This is a genomic window from Candidatus Competibacter phosphatis (assembly GCF_012939995.1).
GTDB lineage: Bacteria > Pseudomonadota > Gammaproteobacteria > Competibacterales > Competibacteraceae > Competibacter > Competibacter phosphatis.
The window spans coordinates 41598-66801 of record NZ_SPMZ01000011.1 but is presented as its reverse complement, the minus strand read 5'-3'; the positions used below and the strand labels follow the sequence as shown (position 1 = coordinate 66801).

Below are 25204 nucleotides of genomic sequence, written 5' to 3'. Positions count from 1 at the left end.
GCCGCGAGGATGGACGATCAGATGACTTCCAGGCGATGTTCCTGGGCTCGCGCCGCGAGCCAGTCGTTACGGATCATCTTGGCGACGTCGCGGGTGGTGGCTTCGTCGAGTCGGGCGGTATGTTTGGCCTTGATCTGAAAGATCTCGAAGATCAATTCGTCGTCGGAGGCGAAGGGACCCAGCAGTTCCCCTTCCGCAGCGTTGAAGATCTTGGCTTCCACCTCGTTGGGCAACGCCCCCCGCAGCACTTTGCCCATGTAACCCCCCTTGAATTTGCTGTCCAGATCCAGGGAATGCTCGCGGGCCAACTCGGCGAACAGCGTCGGTTCATCCTCCAACAAGGCGAGCAATTCGCGGGCCTTGCCATCGGAGTCCACGGTGATGTGGTTGATTTCGACACTGTCGAACTTCGGGGAATGCAGGCGGAAGTAGTCGTCGATCTGTTCCTGGCGGGTTATTTGCGCCCGCATCTTTTCCCGATACAGGATCTCGGTCATGTGGTTTTCGAATTCGTCCAGGGTGACCCCCAACGCTTCCAGGAACGCATGGGTATCCTGCGCCCGGTGCAGTCCTTCCACCCGGCGGAATTGATCGACCCGCTCCTGAATTTCGGCCGGAGTGACGGTAATGCCGCTCTGCTTCGCCGCCCGCACCGTCAGTTTGTCGATCAGAATCTGCTCGATCAGCGTATTGAAGCGATTGTCGAGCTTGAGAATTTTAACGAAATCGTCGGCATTGAGGATCTCATCGTCGATACGGGCAATTTGCATGGTTGTGCTCCGTTGCTGGCGTAAGGGTCTTGAAATCGGGGTCGTCGTTTCGTCCCGCCGGATCGGGCGTTCAGCCGGAGGCCCGACGCAAGGGGTCCAGGGCCAAATCGAGCAGCCGCCGTTGCTGCACCATGATTTCGGCGATGGCGATCATGCCGAAACGCAGCGGTATCCGGGCGCCGGTTTCGGGAGAAGTGAAATAGTCCCGCGCCAGACTGACCCGCCCCCGGTAGACCTGCACCCGGTTTTGCGGGTTATCGCCGGAGGGAGAAACGGTCGGCGCGATAAATTCCAGGATGCCGTCGATGAAGCCGAAGCGCTGAAAGGGGAAGGCGTTGAACTTGATCTTGACCGGCATGCCCTCCCGGAGAAAGGCGCGATCCTGTTCCAGGATTTCGACATGCAGCACCGTCCGGGCGTCGGCCGGGGCAATGCCGGCGATGGGTGCCTTGGGATCGATCTTGGCGCCGGGCTGAGTGACGCCGATCCGGGTGACGACCCCGGCCACCGGCGCCTTGATGAGCAGCAGGTTGTTCTCGTCGATGTCGTCGAAGCTGATCTGGGCGGCGGCGGAGGCTTCCGCCCGAGCCAGCTTGAGCGAGACCTGGTTTTCCCGTTCGGCGTTGGCGAGCTGGGCCTTGCGTTCTTCCAACTGGGCATAGTATTGCAGCAAGCGCTCCGAACGCGCCTTCAGCTCTTCCTGGCGCTTGGCGTATTCCTCGTTCAGCTTGACTTCGAATTCGGACAGCTCGTTCTTGGCAATCTCGAATTCGGCGATCTTGCCTTGGTATTCCTTGAATTTTTCCTCGACCTTGGAGCGGGCGATACCGCCGCCGCCCGGGGATTCGAACAAGCGGCGATGCTTCTCGTAATCGTTGCGGGTGAAAGTCAGGGCATCCTGGGCGCCGTCCAGCTTCAGCCGGGCCCGTTCGAGCTTGAGCCGCTGGTCGGCGGCCAGTTGGGTCATGCCTTGGGAAATGCGCCGATCGTCGACCTCCTCGGCGCTCTCGATCTGAAACTGGATCAGTTCGATGCCCTTTTCCATCGCCTGTTTCTGCACGGGAAAGGTTCGGAAAGCGGCTTCGGTCGATTGCAGCTTGAGCTGCGCCATCAGCGCGCTGGCCGCCAGTTGCATGGCTCCCAGCGCGTTGACCCGCGCCACCACGTCGCCGGCGGCGACCGGCACGCCTTCGACGATGTAGAGGTCGTTCAGTTGTCCTTCGATGGGCGCGAACAGCAGTCGCTCGTCGGCTTCCGGCCCCAGTTGGCCCTGGGCTTTGACGATCACGCCCACTTTGCCGAAAAAACGACCAGGCCAGCGCCACCAGCAGCAAGGTGGCCAGCAAGGCGATCATGACGCGAATCAAGCGCGAGGGCTCGGCGGCAAGAATTTCGATCCCTTCCATGCTTTGTTCGCCGAGCATGGCATTCGGGTGGGATTTGGCGTCGTGGGTAGCGATCATGGCGACAAGGTCCGTGGGTCCGGCAACAGTTGCAGTTTGGCGTCCAGCAGGGTGGATTTCATCACCAGCCGGAGATCGGCGAGGGATTGTCGCTGGCGTCTGGTTTCGGCCAGGATGTCTTCGTACAGCTTGCGCGTCGTTTCAGGATAGTCTTGGCGCAACAGATCGTAAATTCGCGCGCCGGCGCTGGCGGCTTCGTAGGCTTGCGCCAAGCGCCGGGTCTGCTGCTTGAAGGATGAGGAAACGGTTTGTTCCAGGCGCATCAGGCCACTGATGCCGCCACGCCGCCGATATTCCTCCCAGTGGCTGGTGGCCTGTTGAAACAGGGTCTTGGCCCGGGCGGCTAGCGTTTGGCGCTGGAGACGCAAATCCTCGGCGAGGGCGTCCAGGAAAAAACGATCCTCGCTGGGATGCAGCGCATGGTTCAGCTCCAGTAGGCGTTCGCCGTAATCCGACTGCCCCCGAGCGGCCGGTAACTGCTCGAAAGCGTCCGCCACCTGCTGGAAGTGTTCCAGCTTGGCCGCGACGATCAGACCACCTCGTTCCCGAAGCAACGGTTTCAACAGGGCAATGGCCTGCCGAACATTGCCGACCTTCCAGGCGGCCAGCGCCGTTTGGTAGTGTTCCAGCACCTCGGCGGGAGGTAGTTGTTCCTCCAACCATTGAGTCGCGGTCTCGCGTACCCAGGGCGTGGTGAAAGCAACCTCGCGCCAATCCAGCAGGTTGCCCATATCTTGATTCTGGATGGCACGTTGCAGTGTCTCGAACTGGGCGATATCCGCGCGCAACGGCGCCAGACCGACAATCCTCGGATATTGCAGCGCGAAGCGTTCCAGAGATGCCAATGCTTCATCGGTGTCGCCCTGCGTCAACTTCTGGCGCAAGGATTGTTCGAGGGTAGCGATAGCTTTCAGATAGACTGCTTGCTCGTTGCGCAGCAGGCGTTGTTGGCTCAGCACCCGTCGACGCAGGTTTTGAAAATCGGGCACCCAGTCGGCAATCTTGAGCGATAGCAATTCATAGTCCCGGGCGACGGCGTTCCAACGCTCCAATAAGGTGGAGATGGCTTGCTCGTCCTGAAACAGCTTGAGTGGCGCATCGCGACCACCGCGTTCGCCCAGGAAATTTTGCAGGTCGCCGATCCATTCCAACAGTCCCAGCAACACCCCACTTTCCGGTATGGTCTGACCCTGGATTGTCCGCAGTCGATCGGCGGCGGCGGTGAAATGGCCGGCTTCGATTTCCGCCTGCCAGCCGGGCACGGTTTCCTTGACCAGCGCTTGCAAGGCCATGGTCGACATCTCGGCGTCGCCGGGGTGCTGGCTCAGGTATTCGCTGGCCTGGAGCAGGCCGGTGCGATAGTCCCCGTGTTTGAGCAGCGCCTTGATTTCCCGCTGCGGCGCGTTATGGAGGTACAGTGCCACCACGGCCAATATGACGGCGATGCTACCCCCCGCCAGCCAGGCCCGGTGGCGTGGCCGTTCGTTGCCAAGGGCTGATTGTAGTTCCCGGATAAACGCCCGAGCCTTGCCCATGGGTTTTGGGTTGGCGGGAGTCGCAAGGTTGGCTTTTTCTTTGACCGGTTCGGCGGGAGTTTCGTCAAGGTGATCGGCCAGCATTTTCAGGAACGAATTGGCTCCCTTCTTGATATAAACAGTCCTGCCAACGGCATAGATCCCCGATGAACTGGCCGTTTCCTCGATGTCGGGTTCCTGGTTCGCCGCATGCGCATCGTCGGTTCGCCGAATCTGTACCGTATAACTCAGCCGAAGTGTGCCAAAGGCCAAGGTGTTGCCCTCACCGACCGGTAATGCGGTATAGGGCGGAATCCGCTCCGTGCCACGCCAGGTGCCATTGGTGCTGCCCAGATCCATCACATGCAGGCTGTTGCCCCTGAGAAACAATAAGGCGTGACAGCGGGAGAGCGGCTTGATGGCGGCGGGAATGGCATTGGCGTCTTCAACCGGCGCCGACAACAGCATGTCGCGGCCGATCAGGAGCGGGGGAACACCATGGATGGCGATGGCTTCGCCGGTGACGCTGTCGGGTGCCGGCAGCAGGGCCAGTTGTACCGGCGCCATCGGGGGGGACACAGTCTCGCGTTCGCCTCGGCTGTCGCGTTCCACTCGAAACTTGAAAATGCCGGCAAACCCGAGTTCATCATTGACAGCGATCTTGGTGGGATATTTCGGCGGTAGCGCTCGATCATTATGCAAAGTAGCGCCACCAGTGCCGAAATCGATCAGATAAAACTCTTTGTCCTTTCGAAAGATGCAGGCGTGTTGAACCGCCAGCCCGGTACTTTCCGCGACCCTGACGGAAGCAAAGGGGGGGGGTGTCGCGGCCGATCAAGCAAAGCTCGTCGGCGATGCTCAGGAGGTCGAGTTTGGGGTGGGAAAGGGATCGTAGGACAATACGCATGGTCACGGTTTATTGGTCCATGGCCAGTTCGACGGTTTCCCGAGGCCAACCGCCGCCCATGGCTTTGTACAGGGTGACCGTATCCTGTAAGCGCTGATGCTTGACCTCCAACAGCGTCTGCTCGGTCGAAAGCAGGGTACGCTCCGCTTCGAAGACCTCAAGCTGCGAGACCAGGCCGGCCTGTAACTGAGCATCGGTCTGGTTACCGATGACGCGCAGATCGTTGAGTTGTCGCTCCAACTCATCAATCTGTTGCTTGCGGTTGGCCAGATTCACCAGGGCATTTTCCACTTCCTCGAAGGCCAGGATCACGGTCTTGCGATATTCTTCCTCAGCGATTTGCTGGTCCAACTGAGTACGCTTGATCTCCAGATCGAGACTTGGGTCGAATATGGGCAAGTTGACCACCAAACCGATGCCGAGCGTCCAGTTACCCAACAGAGCCCCCAGGGCGGCGCTGGCCAGTCCACCCTGGCCGGTCAGGCTGATCGAGGGTAATTTTGCCAGTCGCGCCTTGCCGATCAGTTCGTAAGCCCGCAGCACCCGGTATTCGGCCGCCAGAATGTCGGGCCGCCGCGCCAGCAGATCGGCGGGCAAGCCAGCCGGTACGGCCAGGGGTTGCACGGCGCGGCTGAGAGACGCCTGGGGGACACGCAGATTGCCGGCCGGAATTCCCAGCAGGGTCGCCAAGCGATTTTCGGTCAGCGTCCGTTGTCGTTGCAGATCGAGCAAATCCCGTTGCAGGCCACGGTTTTCCGCTCGCTGTTGCAGCACCCGAGTGTTGGCCACCAGTCCCTCTTGCCGCTGGCGTTCCAGGATGCCGAGAATACGCTGGTTCTTGGCCAAACCAGCTTGTTGGCGAGCGATCTGCTCGTCGAACTGGCGGATTTGGAAATAGGTGCTGGCCACTTCCGAGATCAACGACAGATAGCCGGCCCGATAATCGGCCTCGGACGCCTTGTATTCGGCTTGTTGGGCACGAATCCCCTTGCGGGCCTTGCCCCACAGATCGATTTCCCAATTGAGACCGGACACATTCACCCCGAAGGCACGCGCCTGGTTGTTCGGCGTCGCGGTAAAATCGGTGGTGGTGCCCAAGCTCAGCTTGGGCAGGGTACTGACCCGTTCCTCTTCCAGGCCGATGCCGGCGGCATCGATGCGCGCGGCCAGAATTTTCACGTCCTGACTGCCGGCGATGGCTTGGCGCACGAGATTATCCAGATAGGCATCACCAAACTGGGTCCACCAATCCGGTCGAATGGCGTCGGCGGCCGACACCGGGCCGTCACCCGTCAAGGTCCAGCCTTCTTTTTCGGGTAGCGACGGGCGCTGATAGCCTGGATCGTCCGTATTGGCGCAACCCGCCACCGCGACCAGGCAGACACTGACCCGCAGCAGTCTCGTCAGCGTGCGGCGAACTCCGGCGGCACCCTTACCCGGAATGCCGGCCTCGGTGGAGACGGAAAGTAAAGTGCTTGTCGGTTGCTGCATGGCGGTACCACATTCATTGAGCCGGCTTTGTGATTGAGATTCATTATTGATGGTAGACCATAAAATCTTGCAGTTTGCGAGCTTGATCTCTTGGCTTGTTTCATGAAGAAACAGCCATGGCTCGACATTGGGTCGGATAAATAGTTTTTTATATGCAAAACACACATGCTTTTTTAGTTGGTTTATTTAAACCTATTTTAATGAATCCATGGGCCTGTCAAGTTGTGAAAAACCTCGATATAATTTAAAAAAATAAATGAAAATCAAATAAATAATAAAAATTTTCTTGGTGTGTTTATTGTATTGGCACGCCTTCTGCTTTATTCAGGTCGTACAGCAACACCAAACTTTCCCAACCCTTTGAAGAGGACACGACCATGAGCACCATCACCCTCCAAGACCTGGACCTGAGCAAGACCCTCGACCGTCAAGCCATGGCTAAACTGAGCGGCGGCTATACCTACACCGGTTCGACCACCACCAGCGGTTCCTGGAGCTTCGTAAGCCAGTGGACCCAGAACGGCGGCTTCAAGCAGATCGGCTTCATCAAGTACAAGGTCGACAAGCTGCACAAGAAGTACCAGCGCACCCAGACCAAGGTCGATCATTACGAGCAGTTGACGGTGGTGATCGGCTAATCTCGACACCCGCGCCAAAGCAAGCGGCGGCCCTGGGGCCGCCGCTTTTGTGTCGAGTCGGGGGGAATTTGAACTTGAGCGAAAACCCGCGCAAACGGGATTCGGTCTTCAGCCTCCACTCAAGTCACGGATCCGCTCCCAGCGCTGAAAGCGATAGGGCCAGACATGCTTGGCATCGGCCGGATGCGCCTCTTCCCAGACCAGCCGCCAGTCCCGCGCGTCCCATTCCGGAAACCAGGCATCGCCGGGTATGTCGGCTTCGACCAAAGTCAAATACAACCGCTCGGCCTGTGGCAAGGTTTGTCGGTACAGCATCGCTCCACCGATCACCATCGGCTCGGCGGTCGCGCCGGCCATCTCCAACGCTTCGTCCAGTGACCGCGCGACTGTGCAACCGGGGACCTGATAAGCTGGATCGCGGCTCAGCACGATCATCCGGCGACCTGGCAGCGGTCGGCCAATGGATTCCCAGGTGCGCCGGCCCATCAACAGGGGCTTGCCCATCGTGACCTGCTTGAAAAAGCGCAAATCCGCCGGCAAATGCCAGGGTAGGCGATTATCCCGGCCGATGACGCGGTTGCGGGCCAACGCGGCGATCAGTGTCAATGACGCGCTCATGCCAGCGCCGGCGGCAGGTTGTGGGCCGGCACGCTCCAAGCGGGAACGCCGGGTTCGTCCAACCGGATGGCGGTCAACCGGTTGCCCCAGACGCAGCCGCTGTCCAGCGCGTAAATACCCGGCACACGGTAGTAGCCCAACGAAGCCCAGTGGCCGAATACCAGATTGAGATCGGCATTACGCCGCCCCGGCACGGCGAACCAGGGCAGCAAGTCCGGTCCCTGACTGCCGGGCGGCCCTTTTTCGGCGAAGGACAACGCACCGTCCGCCGTGCAGAACCGCATTCGGGTCAGGGCGTTGACGGTGAAACGCAGCCGGTCGTAACCGCTCAAGTCATCCCGCCAGCGGCGCGGCTCACCACCGAACATGTGCGCCAGGAACTGCTGGTAATCCGGCCCGCGCAGAGTCGCCGCCAGTTCCGCCGCGCAGCGTTGCGCCAAGGCCAGATCCCACTGTGGCGGCAAGCCGGCATGGACCAGAGTAAAGCCCAGTTCGGCATCGTGATGCAGCGGCGGACATCGACGCAGCCAGTCCATCAGTTCGTCGCGGTCGGGGGCATCCAGGATGGAATGGAAGGTATCCTTGCGTTTGGGTTTCACTTGGCCGGCGGCCACCGCCAGCAGAGTCAGATCGTGGTTGCCCAACACCGCCACCGCTCGCTCGCCCAGGCCATGTACCAATCGCAGCACCTCGACCGAGTGCGGCCCACGGTTGACCAGGTCGCCGACCAGCCACAGCACGTCGGCGGCGGGGTCGAAACGCAGCAGGTCGAGCAAGCGCCGCAGCGGATCGTAACAACCTTGAATGTCGCCGATGGCGTAAACGGCCATGTTTCAGTTCCTGGTCGGTGGCGGCGGTGGTGCCGTCGTCGCGGGCGGTGGCGGCGGTGGTGCCGTCGTCGCGGGCGGTGGCGGTGGCGGTGCCGTCGTCGCGGGTGGTGGCGGCAACAGTTCGAGAATGCGGCGGGCGATTCCGGGGTAATCCTCGTCGAAATGATGGTCCCCAGGCATCTTTTCGGCGATTACCCCCAGATCGGTCAACTTCGGGCAGGAGGCGTCCTCCTCTTCTTCACCATGAATGCACAACCGCTTGAGGCTGGCCAGCTTGGCCAATTCCGGCCGCACCGCCAGACCGCCTTCGTCAGCTTCGTCGCTGATCCAGTCGCTCAGATGAAATTCGAAGGTGGCGTAATCCGACAACCCTAGAAAGACCGCCAGATCGATCCGGTCGCGCAAGTCTTGCGGCAAGCGGTTAATCGTGGCCGGCAGCACATCCGCCCCGAACGAATAGCCGATCAGCACGATCCGTTCCTTCTTCCAGTCTGTCATGTACTTGCGCAACACCCGTTCCAGATCCAGCGCCACCTGGTCCGGCTGGCGCGGTTTCCAGAAATAGCTGAGCGAATCCCAGCCCACCGAGGGCAAGCCGTTTTTGGCCAGCTCCGCCGTCACGGCGCGGTCGAGCAGCGCCCAACCGCCATCACCGGAGAACATGATCGCGAATTGCGGCCGGTCGGGACCGGCGGTGGCCGGCACTTCGGTGAGCGGCACGCCGCTGACGCTGGCATCGGGCTGCACCTGTCGGACGATGCTCGGGTCCAGCCATTGCAACAGGGCGGAGACCTGCGGCAGCCAGGTCTTGGTGCCTTCGCCACCCGCGATGTCGGTCAACCGGGCGAGCTGGATCGATTTGATGAATTGCGCGGCGATCCCGGCGTCGCAGCTTGGCTGGTTCTGAAACGCGAACCAAGTGGTCGGCAGCCGGTTGATGGGTTTCAATGACACGCTCTTGTGATCCGGCGACGCGGTGCCCTCCAGATTTCCCACGCCCGGACACAAAGGCTTGCGCAAGGGCAGTTCCGGGCAGAAATCCACCGCGATCCCGGCATGAAAGCGCTCGGCTGGCGCCTGGGCCAGCGCCGCGTAGTCCAGCGTCGCGCCGATACCCTGTCCCAGCAGGACTGGCGGCAGGTGGGTCGCCGGCGGATAGCGCTGCTCCATCGAGCGGTTCAACTGCTCAAGATCCATCGATGGATTGGCACAGGGGGCCGTCGAGCGATCGAGCCGTGCCAGATACTCGTTCGAATCGATGCCCGCGACCGTGTAATCCAGATTGGCGATTTCCCGCGCCACCGCAGCCAGTTCGGCGTTCCAGCCGCCCGCGCCGGAGGCGAACAGCACCACGCCCTTGGGTTCGTCGGCGGCATGATAAACGGCGAGTTTGCCGAAGATGGGGTTGTCCAGCGTTTCCTCGACGACGTCCGCTCGCGCGGCGGACGTCAGTAGAACAGCGATCAGATACAGCATTCGCGATAGGGCACGCATGATTGATCCTGGGTCGTCGTCGTTATGGTTCGATGGCTTCTTTGTAGCCGCGGGCAATCAGCGCGGTCAGGTCCGCCAGCACCCTCGGCAACACCATCATGCCGCCCGGTGCCGCCAGATAGCGCGCTTCCCATCGGGGGTCGAACTTGTCCTTGTACTGGTGCAAACCCCGAAAATTGTAAAAACGCCTCGCCGCGACCGAAAACCAAGGCGCCGAACCGGTTCCACAACGGCGCCAGGCTGCGGTTTTGCAGACCGGACAGCGGCGCCATGCCAAGATTGAACCAGGCGAAGCCTTGTTCGCGGCCCCACAACATGATGCGGATGAACAGATAATCCATTACGCCTTGGGCGCTGTCCGGGTGGTAGCGCATCAAATCCACCGATAGCTCCTCGCCGCCGCCTTGCCACAGATTGGCGAAGGCCACCGCCTCGGTATCGTGCCGCACCACCGCGATCGGGCCGATTCGCAGATAATCCTCGTCGAAGAATCCGAGCGAAAACCCCTTCTCCCCGCTGCCTTTGCCAACGAGCCAGGCATCGGAAACCGCCCGCAGTTGGGGCAGCAACGCTGGCACGGCGGCGGTATCCACCAGTTCGAATCGATAGCCGTCCCGCTCCAGCCGGTTGACGCTATGGCGCATGGTCTTGCGCGACTTGCCGTCCAACGAAAAGGTCGCCAGCGGCACCCGCGCCTCCTCGCCGAACTTGAGCAAGGTCAATCCCAGTTCCACGTACAGGCCCAGGTTATCCGGGTAGATCTGATAGAACACCGGCCAACCGCCATGGCGCTCACACAATTCGCGGAATTGCCAGGCCAGTTCCCGCCGCTCCCGTTCGTTGGCGGCGATGGGGTCGCCCATTGCCACCCCAGGTGCGTCCTTCGACGCCGTACATCAGGAACGCGCTGCGATCGGCGTTGAACAGCAATGCCTTGTCGCCCAGCAGGGCCAAGTGGGCGTAGCTGCGCGGAAACGCGGCGGCGATGGCGTGGGCCTGACGCTTTTCCTCCGGGCCCGGCAGGGTCGGCTCGAACGGCGCCGGCCGCAATAGCTTGGCGACGCCAAAGAACAGCGCCACGCCCATGGCGCCCACCATCGCGCGCAAAAACCGTGGCGCTTCGCCCCGGCCGCTGAAGCTGAATTTCCACCACAGTTCGTTGGAATACTCGACATGCTTGTAGGAGAAAAAGCCCAGCCAGAGCGAGCAGAGCAGTACCACGGCGATGGCGGCGAGCCAGCCCGGCGTAAAGCGTTCGCCGAACAACGAAGCGCGGCGATAGAACTGCCGTCGGGACGGCAGCAATCCGGCCAGCAATACCGACAGGATGATCGCTTCCTCGTAGTCGGCGCCTTTCAGCAGCGAGGCGGCGATGCCGGCGGCCAGGAAAGCCACGGCCAGCAGCCAGGCGGCGTCCAGCCGGCGTTGCAGACCCCGCGCCAGCAGCAGCAGACCCATGCCGACCAGGCTGCTGATAAAATGGGAAATTTCCAGAACCGACAGCGGGATTCTATGGTGTAACCACACCAACCGCGCTTCCACCGCCGGAGTCGCGGCCGAGAACAGCAGCACCGCGCCGCTGATCAGCGCCAGCAGGGCGAACACATGCGGCAGCAGCACCGGCGCCCACGGTCCCACCGCGCGCGGTAGCCACAACACCCGTTCCCGGTAGTGCCGCAGCTCATGCAGACCCAGCACGATGGCGGCCAGCGCCAGCGGCAGCAGGTAATAAATCAGGCGGAAGGCGAGCAGCGCGCCGAGCAGATCGGCGGCCGGCAACTCGCGCTGGAGCATGAGCAGCACCAGCGATTCGAACACCCCCAGCCCGCCGGGGATATGGCTGAGCAAACCGGCGATCTGCGCCACCAGGAACACGCCGAGCAGATGGCCGAAACCAAGAGTCTCGGAGGCCGGTAGCAAGGTATACAACACCAGGCTGGCCATGACCCAGTCCAACGCGCCGACCGCCAACTGCGGCAAGGCCAGCCGGGGCCGTGTCATCGGTAGTTGCCAGTGCCCCAATCGCAAGGGTTGGCGACGCAGCACGCCGAGCAACAGGTAAGCCACCGGCGGGATCAGCAGTAGCAAACCCAGCAGCCGGCTGTCCATGTTCAGCCAGGGAATCGCGCTCAGATCCAGCGGAACCAACATCAGCACGCCGCCGCCGACCGTTAGGATGCCCAGCCACAGGGTCAGGGTGGTGAACAGGACGATCCGGGCAATATCCACCGCGCTCAGGCCCCAACTCGAATACAGGCGGAAGCGCAACGAGCTGGAGGTGAGCACCGACAATCCGACCGAGTTGCTGAAGGCATAACTGAGCAGGGCGGCGAAGCGACCTTGGACCAGGGCAGCGGTCGGCGGACGTAGCGCAGCGCCAGCCAGTCGTAGCCGGTGGTGACCAGATAACTCAGCGCCGTGCCCAGCAGGGCGGCGAACAATTGCGAGGACGGTAAGTGCCGAAGATAGGCGACAACATCCTGGTAGCGATATTCCGCCAATGCTTGATGCAATACCCATAGAGCGCCGGCGAACAGCATCAGCCCGATGAGCGGACCCGCGAGGCGGGCGAACAGCACTTTCATGGCAGGCGCAGGATAGCCTCTCGATTGGTGTAAGACGTGACTTGGGTCGCCGCCACCGCGCGGACCAGCCAGCGATATTCGCTGTGTTCGGCGGGATTCAAGGTGATGAGCGGACGTTCGGACAGACGGACCCGGAAGACGTGCTCGACGTTCTCGACGGCATCCGGGGCGTAGCGATGTCGCCAGGGCGGCAAGATCGGAAAGCGGTTGACCGTGCCGCAGGCCACGACTTCCGCGTCGTCGCCCAACCCGGTTTCCTCGCGCAGCTCCCGCCGGGCCGCCACCAGTGGGTCGGTTTCCTCCCAGCGCAGGCTGCCGGTCACCGACTGCCAGAAATCCGCCGGTTGGCGGCGGCGCAGCACCAGCACCTCGTCCATCGCGGTGTAGATCACCACCAGCACCGATTCCGGGCGCTTCAGTCGCCGCTCTTCCGGTGGGAGAGCGGTCGGGGCTGAGAGTGGTTTTTTCAAGGCGTGCGGCGCAGACGGATGTTGAGATCGCGCAACTGCGTCTCGGTGACCGGCGCCGGCGCCTGGGTCAGCAGACAGGCGGCACTCTGGGTCTTGGGAAAAGCCATCACGTCGCGGATGGAAGCAACCCCGGCCATCAGCATCACCAGTCGATCCAGGCCGAAGGCAAGACCGCCATGCGGCGGGCAGCCGAATTTCAACGCGTCCAGCAGAAAACCGAACTTGGCGCGCGCTTCCTCGGCGTCGATGCCGAGCAGTTCGAACACCATGTTCTGCATCTCCTGACGATGAATACGCACCGAACCGCCACCGATTTCACTACCGTTCAGCACCATGTCGTAAGCCCGGGACAGGCAGCGGCCGGGATTGGCTTGGACTTCGGCGGGATCATCGGTGCGCGGCGCGGTGAAGGGATGGTGCAAGGCATTCCAGCGTTGGTCGTGCTCGTCCCACTCGAACATCGGGAAATTGACGACCCACAAAGGCGCCCATTCGCCTTTGACCAGGCCCAGATCGTGGCCGAGCCTGATCCGCAAGGCGCCCAGTGCATCGTTGACCACCTTGGCCGAATCCGCGCCGAAGAACAGCAAATCGCCGTTCTCCGCGCCGGTACGGGTCAGGATCTTGGCCAGCACTTCGTCGGGCAGGAATTTCACGATCGGTGCTTGCAACCCCTCGCGGCCGGCGGCGACATCGTTGACCTTGATGTAGGCCAGTCCCTTCGCGCCATGGCGACCGACGAATTCGGTGTAGACGTCGATCTCGCGACGGGTCAGCTTGCCGCCGTCCGGGACCCGCAACGCCGCCACCCGGCCATTCGGATCGTTAGCGGGGTTGGCGAAAACCTTGAATTCCACACCGGCCATCAGATCCGACAGTTCGGTCAGTTCCAGCGGGATGCGCAAATCCGGCTTGTCGGAACCGTAGCGCTGTATCGCCGTTTCGTAGGGCATGCGCGGGAAAGGATTGGGCAGTTCCACCGCCAGCACTTCCGCGAACATCCGGCGGATCACGTCTTCCATCAGATCGGTGATCCCCTGCTCGTCCAGAAACGAGGTTTCGATATCGAGCTGGGTGAATTCCGGCTGGCGATCGGCGCGCAGATCCTCGTCGCGGAAGCAGCGCACCACCTGATAGTAGCGGTCGAAGCCGGCCATCATCAGCAATTGCTTGAACAACTGCGGCGATTGCGGCAGGGCGAAGAAGCTGCCGGGATGGGTGCGGCTGGGCACCAGGTAATCGCGGGCGCCTTCCGGGGTGGCCTTGGTCAGCATCGGGGTTTCGATGTCCAGGAAACCTCGTTCTTCCAGGAGCCGGCGCAGGGCGCCGATCACTCGGGCGCGCAGCCGCAAGCGCTCCTGCATCGCCGGCCGGCGCAGGTCGAGGTAGCGATAGCGCAGTCGTACTTCCTCGGAAGTATCGTCGTCGTCCAACTGGAACGGCAACGGCTCGGCACGGTTGACGATTTCCAGTTCGCGGGCCAGCACTTCGATCGCGCCGGTGGGCAGATTGGGATTTTCGGTGCCCTCGGGCCGGCGGCGCACCCGCCCGATCACCCGCAGCACGTATTCGTTGCGGACCCGCTCGGCGCTGGCGAAGGCGTCCGGCACGTCGGGATCGATCACCACCTGCACCAGACCCTCGCGATCGCGCAGATCGACGAAGATCACGCCGCCGTGATCGCGGCGGCGGTGCGCCCAACCGCAGAGGGTGACATCCTGATCGAGCAGGGTTTCGGTAACTTGGCCGCAATAGTGGCTGCGCATGGTGTTTGATTTCCGTCGTGCAAGGCAGGGAAGGCGGGATAGCCGCTGACAAGAGCGGAAATGGTACGGATTCAGGGCGATAGCCGCAACTGTGACCACGATGATTAGGTAGGGATTGGCCGGCACCCCGAAACCCTGTGGACCAACACCAGATGACGCTTGTGGCCAATGTCCCGAACGGTTGGCGACGTTACATTTTGTATCCAGCGTGAGCATTCACAACCCCTCTCCCGCTGGTGGGAAAGAGGTTGTGGGACGAGGGACGCGGTTGCAAAGGCTGATCCCCTCATCTTGATTGTTTTTCGTTCTTCACTCTGTGTTCTCTCACTTGGCAGGGGAGAGCGAAACAAGCGATCGGACATTATCGAAAACCCTGGCGATTATCGTCACCTCAGCCATCAAGGGCCTCGATTTTCCATTACCTCAGAAAACTTTTTGTCTGACCTGCTCCTGGAATTTAATGGCCTGTTGCTGGTCGGGAATTTCTCTGGCCAACAAGTCAATTGCCGAGTCCAAGTTCGAGGCTTGTCGTAGAACCTTGTTGCAAATCATGGGTGCCACCGGACCCATAAACTCATTCAGCATTTCTTTCAACACTGTGAGAATCCGCTGGGGAAGTATTTCAAGTAGTGTATTCTTTTCCGGTTCCGATTTTGTGGAAGAAGAAGCGGTACTGGTAAGAAAATTAACGATGTCGGCGGTTGCGGGTAAATTGGAATCGGCGGTAACACTGCTCCCTTTGATAAACTGGAACCAGTTGGGATTGAGTTGTCGGATCAGCGGTAATGCCTCCGCGCCCCGTTTGCTCATACAGAATAGCGCCACGATATTGCCATCCAGAAGACTGATCCGGGCCAATTGACGATTCTCTGTCAAAATATTTATTGTGCCCGAGAGCTTCTCCTGACAAACTCGTTGGAGTTCGGTGACTATAGTGGCTAGAGATATTGGTGATGAATTGTGCATACTCATAAACCTTGCATGAGAATTTGAGCAATTGATGCTGGGCAATCAGTAGTGCTGGTTTATTAACTTGCGGCGACCAAGTGATGCCTCTGTCAATAAACCAGCACTTTGACACGGATTATTATTTTTGATTGCTCCATGGCCCACTTTTAAACTGCGTCTCAATAGCTCGAAAGAGTTTGCTAGTTCACCAATTTCACTACCATCTCGCTCGATATGGATCTCGTGATCCAGATCTCCTTTGCTTAAAACTATCGAAGCCTCGGTAATGTTGTTAATCGGCAATAGAATGCTTTTCTTCACCAAGGCATTAATTATTATAAAGATCAAACCGAAAATCACGGTGATTATTCCCATCGCCACTAACCCGCGCTGCATCACCAAGGCGTTGATATCCACCAAAGGCACGCCCACTCCTATTGTGCCTACGATACTGTTGGGTTTGTAATTGTATCCGCTTGCCGTGCCATATTTACTGGTAACGGGCAAGGGGGCTTTGCCTGGATCGCCATGGCATGACATGCATTCCTGCTTGGCTGCACTGGGACGAGCAGAAAATAGGAATTGACGACCCTTGATCAACCCGGTTTCTGTAATTTCTTTCAGGTTTTCATTATTCCGAAATTTATCCAGCAATTTGACTTCGAGAGGCTCCGGCAGATTTTTTGGGGGTTCAGGGGATTATCGGAGGCTACCTTAATGTAGTAATCGGGTTGCTTTTCTCTGAAATAGCCAGCCATTATACTCGTGGTCAATATGCCAGAAATCGCGGGCGATTCAAACAAATTCGCTTGCAGCAGACCTGGGCGAACATCTTTGGCAATATATTCGCGTAATGATGAAAGAGAATCCTCCAGTAAGGATAGCTCTCTATTTGCTTCCGCATACACTTGGTACCGTGTGGCAAAATAAATAATCGGAACACTGGTTGCGACAGTTGCAATATATAGCCAAATTATCGATTTCCGAAAGCGCTTGATCAGGCTGTTTGTGATAATCGGTTTTGCGGGTTTTAGCTCTTCATTCATGATTATTCTCCAATTTTCTAGTAGTTAGAATTAAATTTCAATATGGGTTCCAGTCAATTTGTTGTTTTTAGTTTATCAGCAGACCAAAAAAAACCCGCGAAATTCCCCAATGGGGCGTAACCAGGAATGCGGGTTTAACTCTATACAGACGGTTTCGTAAACGCTTGGCGTCATTCAACCAGTTCTAGCGGCCAATCATCGTCGGATCGAATTCTCGATCACATCGATTTGAAACCCATTCAGAATCTCCACTTACCCTGCTTGGGGTGCTGGTTTTACCAGTCCACAATCCATATTGAGTCAATATTTCAAGGCGGACTTGATTTAAGCAATAACAGTGCCATATTTGTGGTTTGTTTGCCGATTCTCTTCCAGAGAGATCGCTCTCTAGCCGAAAACAAAAAATAAAATAAAAATAAAAATCAAAATTTTTTATATAAAGTGATATGCATCAAACGCAATGCAATTCAAAGCCTTGCCGGGTCATGCCACTGCGTCGACAAGCGGGCCAAATTGACACGATTAAGTGTCATATATTAAAAAAAATGATTGTAATTCCAATAAAAAATGCTCATGAAATTGACGAGGTGCGCCAACTGCTTCCGACAGTTGGCCTACTTGAAGCGAGTCTTTGGACTGGCGGACTGGAAAATACCCAGATCAGGAGGGCGTTCCCTTGAGTCGTGACAAAACCTCTAGACGATCGCCAACAAAATAAGCTGATGTAATATAACGATATTTTAAGAAGTTACGATGGGTTGGCTGGCTCGGAAGCCGGGAGCATGAGGTTGGGGGCGTGCCGCGTGCGGCGGCCGATCCGCCCCGCGATTCATCCAGCCCGATTAGCGGTGGGATTTGGGGAAAATCCCCCAGCGCAGCAGCGCGAGGAGCATCGCGGCGCCGATGGCATCGACCTTCAGCAATCCTGGCCAGGGACTGCTCCACTTATCCATATTGGTGGTTTGGCCGTAATGGGGCGGGCCGCTGCCGTAGGCTTCCGTCAGCAGCTCGTAGTGCAGCCAGCCAAGAGTGGCGACCAGCAGCACCGCCACGATGATGGAGAGCACACGCCGGAGATTCATACGATGCGGGTGTTGCCCGGTATTGGATAATCGCCCGGCGGTAGCGGATACAGGACTTCGAGATGGATCTGACAGGTTTGCGCCGATGTGCCCACTTCCCGGCGCAAATCCGCCACGAACCGGTCCATGTGGTTGGTCAGATCGATGCAGCCGGCGCTGCCGGGCGTGGTGCCGCCGTGGATGAAAAACCCGCCGCGTCCGAAAGTCTCGGTGGTGGTGAAGGGATGGATTGAAATCCGATACCGGCCCCAAGCATTGGCGAAACTGTCCGAGAGTCGGCAATTCAGCCAGTTGTCATCCAATTCGTCCGGCCGAATCCAGTAAATGCCCTGGGGGATCGGGCCTTCCCCGGAAACTCGTTGCCGCGCCGCGCTGTAATCGAAGCGGCCGTTGACCGGCCTGCCGGACACTGCCAGGTAGCTGTAGGTCTGGCTGCCGCCGCTCATGCGCAGTTGAGAACCTTCGAAGAACAGCCGCAACTGGCCGCAGTGCGGGAACGTCGGGTTGTATCGCTCGCTGCTGTAATCGCCCATGTGTCGTCATGCCCCCTTCGCCGCCAGTTCGGGTTCGCGCCGCGCCCGGTTCGTCGCTGCATCGGTTGGCGGATGTTGCGCATTCCAACCGTGCCGTCATTAAACTATCGTCGCCGTAGTGGCGAAGATCAAGAATCAGCCCGTGGCCTATTTTCAACCCCCTGACGGTGGGAAGCATTGAGATCCCGTGGAACCGCCATGTCCAAACCTTCCGATGTCGACGCCGTACTGAGTTACCTGCGCGAATTGCAGGATCGGCTGACTCGTGCCCTGGAATCGGCCGACGGCACCGCGACGTTCCGGGAAGATGCCTGGGAGCGTCCCACTGGCGGCGGTCTGGCCAGCGGTGGTCTGGCCGGCGGCGGTCGCACCCGCGTGCTGCGAGACGGCGCGTTGTTCGAACAGGCCGGCATCAACTTTTCCCATGTCACCGGCGCCCGCCTGCCGCCGGCGGCCACCGCCCAGCGGCCGGAACTGGCCGGGCGCGGTTTCGAAGCCATGGGCGTGTCGCTGGTGGTCCATCCGCGCAATCCCTACGTGCCCACCTCCCACGCCAACATCCGCTTCTTCACCGCCGCGCGGGACGATGCCGAACCGGTGTGGTGGTTCGGCGGCGGCTTCGATCTCACTCCGTACTACGGGTTCGAGGAAGACTGCGTTCACTGGCACCGCACCGCTCGCGCCGCCTGCGAGCCGTTCGGGCCGGAGGTCCATCCTCGGTTCAAGCGCTGGTGCGACGACTATTTCTTCCTCAAACATCGTAACGAACCGCGCGGCATCGGTGGACTGTTCTTCGACGATCTCAACGACTGGGGATTCGAACGGTGTTTTGCCTTTCTGCGCGGTGTCGGCGATCACTATCTACCGGCTTATCTGCCCATCGTGGCACGGCGGCGGGAGATGCGCTATGGAGAACGGGAGCGGGAGTTCCAGCTTTACCGGCGCGGGCGCTATGTCGAATTCAATCTGGTGTACGACCGAGGCACCTTGTTCGGCCTACAATCGGGCGGGCGCACCGAGTCGATTCTGATGTCGTTGCCGCCACGGGTACGTTGGGAATACGACTGGCGGCCCGAGCCGGATAGCCCGGAAGCGCGGTTGTCCACCTTCTTTCTACAACCGCGCGACTGGCTCTGAGGCATTTTACGGAGGATCGATTTCAGGACGCCTCCGGCGCGGGGCGGAGCAGGGCATCGAGTGCATCGACCTGTTCGGCCCAATCCGAATCCTCCTCGATCGCCTGCCGCAGGAACTCGGACTGGACCGGATGCCACCAGAGGGCTTGATGCAGCGGGACCTTGGGGTCGAGTGGCCGGTGCCAGTGAATGAAAGTCTTGATGGCGTTGGCGTCGGCGGGCAGACCCAGTTGCTCGAACAACGTGCTCAGATTGTGTGCCGTGGTGTCCATGCGGTTCTCCTCACGGGGTTGGGTGTGGACGGGTTCACCTGTACGAGTTAGGCGCGTGGTTCAGGGTGGGAGTTCCAGCCCTGTTTTCAGGCCACTTTGGGAACGGTCATCCAGGATCATGCTGAATCCGACAAGCTGGTGACCGCCTGCTGACGATTCCTGGCAAATGGCTGACGCTCCCTTCCCACCACATGTCGGCCAGTTGGTTTGTTGGCTTGCGCCAGCTTGCATTGTGACATGTTGGATGTGGCAGCCAACTTCTCTGGTTCAGATTATTGTCAACCAATTCAAGCCATTGAATGGGGATTATCGATGCTTTTTGTCTATTTCGTGATGCATGAAATGCTACATGTCTTATAGAGAATATACCTTATTTTCAGAATGGCAGTTTTTTAGCACAATATTATTTTTTAAGGAAGTAATGCTGGGGACCAACCCGGAATTATTTCCTTGAAACCTCTCGCGCCTTGGAATTGGATGGTGCAGGGGAGAGGGAACCATGTGCAACCGGCGAGCTTGGGTTAAGACCCCAGTTCGCCAGCCGGATAGGGTTCAAAGGAACCCCGTCCGGGCAGCAGATGGAGGTGAATATCATGAACGCAAGGAATTTATTTAAGGTGCTGGCTGTTGTACTGACGGCCAGCGTGGTGGCGTCACCGATAGTGTTCGCCAAGGGCAAACCGCCCACACCCGGCGGCGAGACCGGCGCCAACAATCTGTCATTCCCGTTAATCCTGTCGGATAACGCCTCACCGGCCGGCCTTCCACTGGATGGCGCATGGCGGTTCGCGGCGATTGATTCGACGCAGTGCATCGACGAGGAGGGCGTGCAACCCGGTACCCCGGTACCCTCCGAATATGTGTGCTACTACGGGCGCCAGGTCGTGGTCGTATCGGAGACCGGAGAGATCAAGTTCGTGGGTGTGCCAAAGGTCTGGTGGTTGCAGAAACGCACCGAGAATTTCTGGAAAACTCTGAGCGTCGGTCACGATGCCAGTACCCCGCTAGTGGTGAGCGCCGTGGATGTCGGCGATCTGCTGGAATCGAGCCCATCGATCCAGGCGCGGCAGATCCGTGTCGAGTTCAACCTATTGCAGAGTGTGTCAGAGGACGACCCGGAACTGGGTGATTACGTGGTGACCGACTGGACGAATGCGATTCCGACACCCTGCAGCGTGCCCGAAGCGGCCGGTGAAAGCCTCGGCTGCTTCGCGGCCCTGGGGATGAGCGGGGCGGTGCCCGGCACCGAGCAATCCGGCACCGAGATACAGGGTACGGATTTCGGCCCAGGAGAAGAGGAAGCGGCACTAATCACCGGCATGCAGAGCTCAGTTGGCCAATTCGGGGGAGGATTAGGCAACAATGCGAGGGGTAACTCTCCATCAATCAATATCTCTGAAGAGTCCGTACCTGTACCCGGCACGCAGACCCTGCTCGACCCGACCACGATTAGGATGACGACACCAGATGTCGGAGGAATTAACGCACTGGTGTACTCCCACTGCGCACGGCTGGTAATCCAGAAGATTCCAGATTCCGAAAGCCCTGTCTGGGATGAGACCACAGGCTTGTGGTCAGGCCCAAGCGTGGGTGACCCATTGGTCAACGTAGCCACCTACACCGGCGCCTGGACCACGGAAATCACCTCTAGTGGTAGCATCGTGTACGGCTACAACTGGAACGCCAAGACGGCCTCTACTGGTACCTACCGCCTAACCATGGTGCTGGACGGCAACGATGCCGAGGGGCCAGTGTGCAGTTCGACGCTGGCAACCAAATTCGAGACGCCGACCCAATCCACTGCCGGTACGCAGCTTGTGAATATGGGTGAGGCCAATACGTCCACGACCATCATCTATGCGGGTGACTCTGACCTTGGTGATGAGGGTGGGCTCGTTTACATCGATGTGCCACTGACCACTAAGGGCGGTGGCGGTGGTCCACGTCGGTAACCATCTCATAAGAGCCGATTTAAGGGCCTCGGCCCGGATCAGGAGGTTCATCGCCTCCCTCACCGGGCCGGCAAGGCCCTTTTAGCCAAGCTGCAAAGCTGAGGAGAAAGGCGATGAACAATCAGCGAATATTGTTGATGATGGCGATCTTGGTGAGCGCCTGCCTGGTCGGTGATCTGGGTCAGGCCCAAGTGGTTCGGGAAGACGGCGCGGATTCTATTGCCGGCGTGCTCGATACGGCGAAACCACAAGTATCCTGGACCTTCCGGAGCGCGGGGGATGAAATCTTGTTTGCCAGCCTGGACGCGGACATCTACCGAATCCAAAGCACACACGATCACGAACAGGTCGTCACTGCGGAAGAGCCAAGCGGTGGCTGCGGAGGTGAAGACGAGGGTGGACCGGGACTCTTCAAATTGAAAGTCCTCGACCCAACAGGCGCCGAGCTTTGTTCCGCCTCACGACCCGCACCGCCGCCGGGCTGGCAACGCGACCCACGTCTTGCGTGTGTGTTACCGACCTCCAAGGGACAGGTTCAATACACACTGGTCGTCGAACTAGCTAACCTGGATGGTGAGACACCAGCCCCGTACTATCCGTTTCTGTTAAACGTCAGCCTCCGGGGCATTGCCCCATCAGGCAGCAATATCCAGTCAGCCATTGCTCAAAGTGGCAATCACTTCTGAGGGTGACCCTAAAACCGGCCTCGCCCGATCCGGGGCCGGTAGTCCTCAGGGTTCCACCAACCCCTCTCGAATTGCCAGACGCGCCAGTTCCACCCGGTCGTGAATGGCCAGTTTCTCCATCAAATGCGTGCAATGCTGTTCCACCGTTTTCACACTGATGCCTACCGTCCGGGCGATCTCTTTCTTGGAAAGACCACGGGCGATATAGGCCAGCATCTCCAATTCCCGCTCGGTCAACAACCGGGTTCGGCTCTCCGGCGCATGCGCCAGACGGACGCCATCCCCGTTGATCACGATCCGCGCCAGCACCTCATCGGAAAAATAGACGGTTCCGGTCATCACCTGACGGATGGCTTGAATGACCACCTCCGGTGGTTCGTTTTTGGTGAGATAGCCCATCGCTTCCAAGGCCAGGGCCTGATCGATATAGCGATCGTGAAAAAACGCACTGAGAAAAACCAGGCGCGTCCCGGAACATTGACTCTTGATTGACCGCGCGCCCTCAAACGCTGACAGTCCCGGCATATCGATATCCAGCAACACCACATCCGGACTCGTGGCGACACAGCATCGCACTGCGTCCTGGGCATTGCTCTCGCAACTCAGGACCACCATGTCGGTTTCCTGAGTCAGCCGCTGCCGCAGCATGTCGCGCACCAGCGCATGATCGTCAACCAGGACGATCGAGATGGGTTTGATCATCGACGCGAGCCTCTTGATGAAGCAGACTGTAAACCAGTCGTGCCAGCGTGGCCATCTGGAACGGTTTGCGCAACAACAAGGTTTCCATATCGAGCTGGTCGGACAAATCCCGCGAATCGGTGCCCGTAATCAGAATGGCGGGCAGGCGCGCGCCCCGCGCCCGTAGTTGTCGCAGGCCATCGAGCCCGCTGCATCCCGGCAAATCCAGATCCGCGATCAGCAAGCGAAGGTGGTCGCGATGCGCCTGATAGCGGTCCAACAGCGCCAACCCGTCTTCCGCTTGAACCACTTCATAGCCCACATGACGCAAGGTCGCCGCCATGATTTCCCGAACGTAGCGATGATCTTCCGCCAGCAGAATCATTTCGCCGGCGCCGCTTTTCCAATTCCGCGAGGAGATGGCGTCATCTGGAATGGAATCCAGGGTCGCGGGGGGCAACAAGACCGTGAAGGTCGAACCTTGGCCGACCGTCGACCGGACCTCCACGCGCCCACCATGCTGGCTCACGATACTGTGGACCATGGCCAACCCCAGGCCAGTACCGTACTCGTCCGGCTTGGTGGTGAAAAACGGCTCGAAGATATGGGCCTGAACCTCGGGCGGCATCCCGACCCCGGTATCGCTGACCTCGATGCGGACCCAACCGGCCGTATCCGACCCGTCGCCTCGATCCGCCGGTGCCGGAGAGAGCGAGATGCGCAGGGTGCCGCCATCGGGCATGGCATCCCGGGCGTTGATCATCAGGTTCAGCAACACTTGTTGCAACTGAGTGACGTCGGCACTTACCTGGAAATTTTGAACGGAAGCTACATCGATTTCCAGCGTGATGGTGGCCGGCAATATCCGTCGAAACAAATCAGAAGAATTTTCAACAAGTTGGTGTAGTTCCACGGATTGCTGCTCGGTCTCCTGCCTGCGACTGAACGTCAATAATCCCTTGATCAACCCATTGGCCTGACCAATGACCTGGTCGATCCGCTTGAGGGATTCCAAAGCTGGATGGTGTTCGGGCAAAAGATCTTGACCCAACGCGTTATAGCCGGAAATCGCGGTTAAGGCATTCCTGAAATCATGGGCGATGCCATCGGCCACCTGACCGATAGCCTCGATTTTCTGCGAATGCAGTCTTTCTTCCTGAAAGCGCTTGCGTTCGGTAATATCGCGGGCAAAACATTGGTAGACCTCCTTGTCTCCAGCATCGATCAATCTTCCACTGATTTCGACTGGAAAAGGATGACCGTCCTTACGACGATAGAGACACTCGGAAACAGCACTTTTTGCTAGAGATTTTTTAAAATCTGCTCAATAGGGTTTTGATCATCACTAATTATTAAATCATTTAATGTCAATCCAAGTAATTCATTGCGATCATATCCCAATAAATCAGCAGCTTTTTTTGTTGACATCAAGCAGGTGATAGGTCGTTGGGTTGATAATTAGAATTGGGTCGTTGGCATATTCGAACAAATTATAATATTTTCTTTCCAGCTTGTTGGCTATTTCCTCAGCTTTCTGATGTTCGAGAATCTCCAGAGACAGAATGCTACCCCATTTCTGTAAACGATAAATAAGCATAATCCAGAATGATAAAGAGATCAGAAAAATGAAAAACGCCGCCCATAGTGATTGGAGTTCTTTGCTCTTTCCTTCTTGTAGTTGATCGATTAAACGATGCCTGGATTGGTCGATAAAATTATTCATGGCCTTTATAAATACTTGTTCTTGCATCTTATAATCTTCGTCGAACAGGCGTTTTAGCCCAATTATTGGTTGTCCAGATTGCATCTGTTTCAAAGCTGATTGCTCAATAGTTCTTAATATTTTTTTGAGCCGATTTTGCTTCCATCAATGGATCAATATTATTATCCTCAATACCAAACTTCGCGATTTTATTATCAACTAAAAGCGTATCAAGTTCGGCTGCAATTCGATGGTATTTCTCCAGTTGTTCGTTGTCTAAGTTCGGATCAATCACGGCGGCATGTGCGGCTGCGGTAATTTGTCTGGAAAGATCAATTACTTTATGCCAATGATAGTCTTCATTAATATAAATATGCTGTAAGTTATTAATGGTCAAGAAAGAATAATGAACATGCCATCCTAGCAAGGAAAACATTAAAACCGTTAATAAAACCGCTGATATCAACCAGCTCAATGGTGGTTTAATATTTGTTTTTTAAGTGATTGTGTTTTGAGATTTTCATATTGTTGGAAATTGCCGATTTGGAAATTAATTTATTATGCAGTAAGGAAAATACCCTATAGACATTTCTATTCCGTTTTGGGATATTTTCCTAAAA

At 58.2% G+C, this 25204-nt stretch carries 26 protein-coding genes and 1 pseudogene; 4 read left to right on the top strand and 23 right to left on the bottom strand.

Going from position 1 to position 25204, the window contains the following annotated elements:
* Positions 1-17 precede the first annotated feature (17 nt).
* The 4 genes from E4P82_RS03615 to E4P82_RS03600 form a co-directional block, all read right to left on the bottom strand.
* Complete coding sequence (locus E4P82_RS03615; protein WP_169247617.1) at positions 18-770, bottom strand: peptidylprolyl isomerase; 753 nt, start codon at positions 768-770, stop codon at positions 18-20.
* A 70-nt stretch (positions 771-840) separates the two neighbouring features.
* The gene (locus E4P82_RS03610) at positions 841-2058 is read right to left on the bottom strand and encodes a beta-barrel domain-containing protein (protein WP_169247616.1); all 1218 of its coding nucleotides are present in this window, start codon (positions 2056-2058) and stop codon (positions 841-843) included.
* A 171-nt stretch (positions 2059-2229) separates the two neighbouring features.
* On the bottom strand, positions 2230-4449 hold the full coding sequence (locus E4P82_RS03605; RefSeq protein WP_169247615.1) for an FHA domain-containing protein: 2220 nt from the start codon (positions 4447-4449) through the stop codon (positions 2230-2232).
* 214 nt (positions 4450-4663) lie between these two features.
* Positions 4664-6145, bottom strand: a complete 1482-nt coding sequence (locus E4P82_RS03600) for an efflux transporter outer membrane subunit (RefSeq protein WP_169247614.1) — start codon at positions 6143-6145, stop codon at positions 4664-4666.
* A 377-nt stretch (positions 6146-6522) separates the two neighbouring features.
* On the opposite strand from E4P82_RS03600, the gene E4P82_RS03595 reads away from it, so the two are divergent.
* Positions 6523-6783: a hypothetical protein gene (locus E4P82_RS03595; RefSeq protein ID WP_169247613.1), complete on the top strand. Its 261-nt coding sequence runs from the start codon at positions 6523-6525 to the stop codon at positions 6781-6783.
* A 108-nt stretch (positions 6784-6891) separates the two neighbouring features.
* Here the strand turns inward: E4P82_RS03595 and folA are convergent, their stop codons facing one another.
* The 13 genes from folA to E4P82_RS03540 form a co-directional block, all read right to left on the bottom strand.
* Positions 6892-7401 carry a type 3 dihydrofolate reductase gene (gene folA / locus E4P82_RS03590; RefSeq protein WP_169247612.1) on the bottom strand — a complete coding sequence of 170 codons (510 nt, stop codon included), beginning with the start codon at positions 7399-7401 and terminating at the stop codon, positions 6892-6894.
* On the bottom strand, positions 7398-8231 hold the full coding sequence (locus E4P82_RS03585) for a symmetrical bis(5'-nucleosyl)-tetraphosphatase (protein ID WP_169247611.1): 834 nt from the start codon (positions 8229-8231) through the stop codon (positions 7398-7400). The genes folA and E4P82_RS03585 overlap by 4 nt, the downstream gene beginning before the upstream one ends.
* Positions 8232-8234: 3 nt before the next feature.
* A complete protein-coding gene (locus tag E4P82_RS21445) occupies positions 8235-9725 on the bottom strand; it encodes a virulence factor family protein (protein WP_211203013.1) in 1491 nt (496 codons plus the stop codon).
* Positions 9695-10588 (bottom strand): phosphatidylglycerol lysyltransferase domain-containing protein, encoded by an 894-nt coding sequence (locus E4P82_RS21735; RefSeq protein WP_478219225.1) that lies wholly within the window; start codon positions 10586-10588, stop codon positions 9695-9697. The genes E4P82_RS21445 and E4P82_RS21735 overlap by 31 nt, the downstream gene beginning before the upstream one ends.
* Positions 10518-12011 (bottom strand): putative bifunctional lysylphosphatidylglycerol flippase/synthetase, encoded by a 1494-nt coding sequence (locus E4P82_RS21730; RefSeq protein ID WP_246327342.1) that lies wholly within the window; start codon positions 12009-12011, stop codon positions 10518-10520. The genes E4P82_RS21735 and E4P82_RS21730 overlap by 71 nt, the downstream gene beginning before the upstream one ends.
* Entirely contained in the window at positions 11960-12310 is a 351-nt protein-coding gene (locus tag E4P82_RS21725) for a hypothetical protein (protein ID WP_246327341.1), read from the bottom strand. The genes E4P82_RS21730 and E4P82_RS21725 overlap by 52 nt, the downstream gene beginning before the upstream one ends.
* Complete coding sequence (gene nudB, locus E4P82_RS03570) at positions 12307-12780, bottom strand: dihydroneopterin triphosphate diphosphatase (protein WP_246327340.1); 474 nt, start codon at positions 12778-12780, stop codon at positions 12307-12309. Before nudB ends, E4P82_RS21725 begins: the two co-directional genes overlap by 4 nt.
* The gene (aspS, locus tag E4P82_RS03565) at positions 12777-14546 is read right to left on the bottom strand and encodes an aspartate--tRNA ligase (RefSeq protein WP_169247610.1); all 1770 of its coding nucleotides are present in this window, start codon (positions 14544-14546) and stop codon (positions 12777-12779) included. The genes nudB and aspS overlap by 4 nt, the downstream gene beginning before the upstream one ends.
* A gap of 423 nt (positions 14547-14969) precedes the next feature.
* A complete protein-coding gene (locus tag E4P82_RS03560) occupies positions 14970-15512 on the bottom strand; it encodes a DUF8082 domain-containing protein (protein ID WP_169247609.1) in 543 nt (180 codons plus the stop codon).
* Positions 15513-15557: 45 nt separating this feature from the next.
* Entirely contained in the window at positions 15558-16148 is a 591-nt protein-coding gene (locus E4P82_RS22730) for a c-type heme family protein (protein ID WP_169247608.1), read from the bottom strand.
* On the bottom strand, positions 16115-16540 hold the full coding sequence (locus tag E4P82_RS03550; RefSeq protein WP_169247607.1) for a c-type heme family protein: 426 nt from the start codon (positions 16538-16540) through the stop codon (positions 16115-16117). Before E4P82_RS03550 ends, E4P82_RS22730 begins: the two co-directional genes overlap by 34 nt.
* 842 nt (positions 16541-17382) lie before the next feature.
* Complete coding sequence (locus tag E4P82_RS03545) at positions 17383-17622, bottom strand: hypothetical protein (RefSeq protein ID WP_169247606.1); 240 nt, start codon at positions 17620-17622, stop codon at positions 17383-17385.
* Complete coding sequence (locus tag E4P82_RS03540) at positions 17619-18155, bottom strand: tlde1 domain-containing protein (RefSeq protein ID WP_169247605.1); 537 nt, start codon at positions 18153-18155, stop codon at positions 17619-17621. Before E4P82_RS03540 ends, E4P82_RS03545 begins: the two co-directional genes overlap by 4 nt.
* 198 nt (positions 18156-18353) lie before the next feature.
* On the opposite strand from E4P82_RS03540, the gene hemF reads away from it, so the two are divergent.
* Positions 18354-19292: an oxygen-dependent coproporphyrinogen oxidase gene (gene hemF, locus E4P82_RS03535; protein WP_169247604.1), complete on the top strand. Its 939-nt coding sequence runs from the start codon at positions 18354-18356 to the stop codon at positions 19290-19292.
* A gap of 22 nt (positions 19293-19314) precedes the next feature.
* On the opposite strand, the gene E4P82_RS03530 is transcribed toward hemF, so the two are convergent.
* On the bottom strand, positions 19315-19563 hold the full coding sequence (locus E4P82_RS03530; protein ID WP_169247603.1) for a DUF2789 family protein: 249 nt from the start codon (positions 19561-19563) through the stop codon (positions 19315-19317).
* 593 nt (positions 19564-20156) lie between these two features.
* Here E4P82_RS03530 and E4P82_RS03525 point away from each other — a divergent pair.
* Together E4P82_RS03525 and E4P82_RS03520 are read left to right on the top strand one after the other, a co-directional pair.
* Entirely contained in the window at positions 20157-21515 is a 1359-nt protein-coding gene (locus tag E4P82_RS03525; RefSeq protein WP_169247602.1) for a hypothetical protein, read from the top strand.
* A gap of 113 nt (positions 21516-21628) precedes the next feature.
* On the top strand, positions 21629-22201 hold the full coding sequence (locus E4P82_RS03520; RefSeq protein ID WP_169247601.1) for a hypothetical protein: 573 nt from the start codon (positions 21629-21631) through the stop codon (positions 22199-22201).
* Between the two features lie 45 nt (positions 22202-22246).
* Here the strand turns inward: E4P82_RS03520 and E4P82_RS03515 are convergent, their stop codons facing one another.
* The 5 genes and pseudogenes from E4P82_RS03515 to E4P82_RS03500 form a co-directional block, all read right to left on the bottom strand.
* Positions 22247-22903, bottom strand: a complete 657-nt coding sequence (locus E4P82_RS03515) for a response regulator (protein ID WP_169247600.1) — start codon at positions 22901-22903, stop codon at positions 22247-22249.
* Positions 22872-23996, bottom strand: a complete 1125-nt coding sequence (locus E4P82_RS23375) for a hybrid sensor histidine kinase/response regulator (protein ID WP_338140963.1) — start codon at positions 23994-23996, stop codon at positions 22872-22874. The genes E4P82_RS03515 and E4P82_RS23375 overlap by 32 nt, the downstream gene beginning before the upstream one ends.
* A gap of 48 nt (positions 23997-24044) precedes the next feature.
* Positions 24045-24146 (bottom strand): annotated as a pseudogene (locus E4P82_RS23370) (PAS domain S-box protein); the annotation flags it as partial.
* Between the two features lie 141 nt (positions 24147-24287).
* A complete protein-coding gene (locus E4P82_RS03505) occupies positions 24288-24632 on the bottom strand; it encodes a hypothetical protein (RefSeq protein ID WP_169247598.1) in 345 nt (114 codons plus the stop codon).
* A gap of 76 nt (positions 24633-24708) precedes the next feature.
* Entirely contained in the window at positions 24709-25059 is a 351-nt protein-coding gene (locus tag E4P82_RS03500) for a hypothetical protein (RefSeq protein ID WP_169247597.1), read from the bottom strand.
* Between the last annotated feature and the right edge of the window lie 145 nt (positions 25060-25204).

Excerpts from the sequence above, each read along its gene's own strand:
- E4P82_RS03530 (WP_169247603.1), bottom strand. The coding sequence starts at position 19,563 with ATGGACACCACGGCACACAATCTGAGCACGTTGTTCGAGCAACTGGGT.
- E4P82_RS03560 (WP_169247609.1), bottom strand. The coding sequence starts at position 15,512 with ATGCACAATTCATCACCAATATCTCTAGCCACTATAGTCACCGAACTC.
- E4P82_RS03520 (WP_169247601.1), top strand. The coding sequence starts at position 21,629 with ATGAACAATCAGCGAATATTGTTGATGATGGCGATCTTGGTGAGCGCC.
- E4P82_RS21445 (WP_211203013.1), bottom strand. The coding sequence starts at position 9,725 with ATGCGTGCCCTATCGCGAATGCTGTATCTGATCGCTGTTCTACTGACG.
- E4P82_RS03545 (WP_169247606.1), bottom strand. The coding sequence starts at position 17,622 with ATGAATCTCCGGCGTGTGCTCTCCATCATCGTGGCGGTGCTGCTGGTC.
- E4P82_RS03615 (WP_169247617.1), bottom strand. The coding sequence starts at position 770 with ATGCAAATTGCCCGTATCGACGATGAGATCCTCAATGCCGACGATTTC.
- E4P82_RS03595 (WP_169247613.1), top strand. The coding sequence starts at position 6,523 with ATGAGCACCATCACCCTCCAAGACCTGGACCTGAGCAAGACCCTCGAC.
- E4P82_RS03585 (WP_169247611.1), bottom strand. The coding sequence starts at position 8,231 with ATGGCCGTTTACGCCATCGGCGACATTCAAGGTTGTTACGATCCGCTG.
- E4P82_RS21725 (WP_246327341.1), bottom strand. The coding sequence starts at position 12,310 with ATGAAAGTGCTGTTCGCCCGCCTCGCGGGTCCGCTCATCGGGCTGATG.
- E4P82_RS03525 (WP_169247602.1), top strand. The coding sequence starts at position 20,157 with ATGAACGCAAGGAATTTATTTAAGGTGCTGGCTGTTGTACTGACGGCC.
- hemF (WP_169247604.1), top strand. The coding sequence starts at position 18,354 with ATGTCCAAACCTTCCGATGTCGACGCCGTACTGAGTTACCTGCGCGAA.
- E4P82_RS03515 (WP_169247600.1), bottom strand. The coding sequence starts at position 22,903 with ATGATCAAACCCATCTCGATCGTCCTGGTTGACGATCATGCGCTGGTG.
- E4P82_RS03505 (WP_169247598.1), bottom strand. The coding sequence starts at position 24,632 with ATGCAAGAACAAGTATTTATAAAGGCCATGAATAATTTTATCGACCAA.
- E4P82_RS03540 (WP_169247605.1), bottom strand. The coding sequence starts at position 18,155 with ATGGGCGATTACAGCAGCGAGCGATACAACCCGACGTTCCCGCACTGC.
- E4P82_RS03550 (WP_169247607.1), bottom strand. The coding sequence starts at position 16,540 with ATGAATGAAGAGCTAAAACCCGCAAAACCGATTATCACAAACAGCCTG.
- folA (WP_169247612.1), bottom strand. The coding sequence starts at position 7,401 with ATGAGCGCGTCATTGACACTGATCGCCGCGTTGGCCCGCAACCGCGTC.
- aspS (WP_169247610.1), bottom strand. The coding sequence starts at position 14,546 with ATGCGCAGCCACTATTGCGGCCAAGTTACCGAAACCCTGCTCGATCAG.
- E4P82_RS21735 (WP_478219225.1), bottom strand. The coding sequence starts at position 10,588 with ATGGGCGACCCCATCGCCGCCAACGAACGGGAGCGGCGGGAACTGGCC.
- E4P82_RS03600 (WP_169247614.1), bottom strand. The coding sequence starts at position 6,145 with ATGCAGCAACCGACAAGCACTTTACTTTCCGTCTCCACCGAGGCCGGC.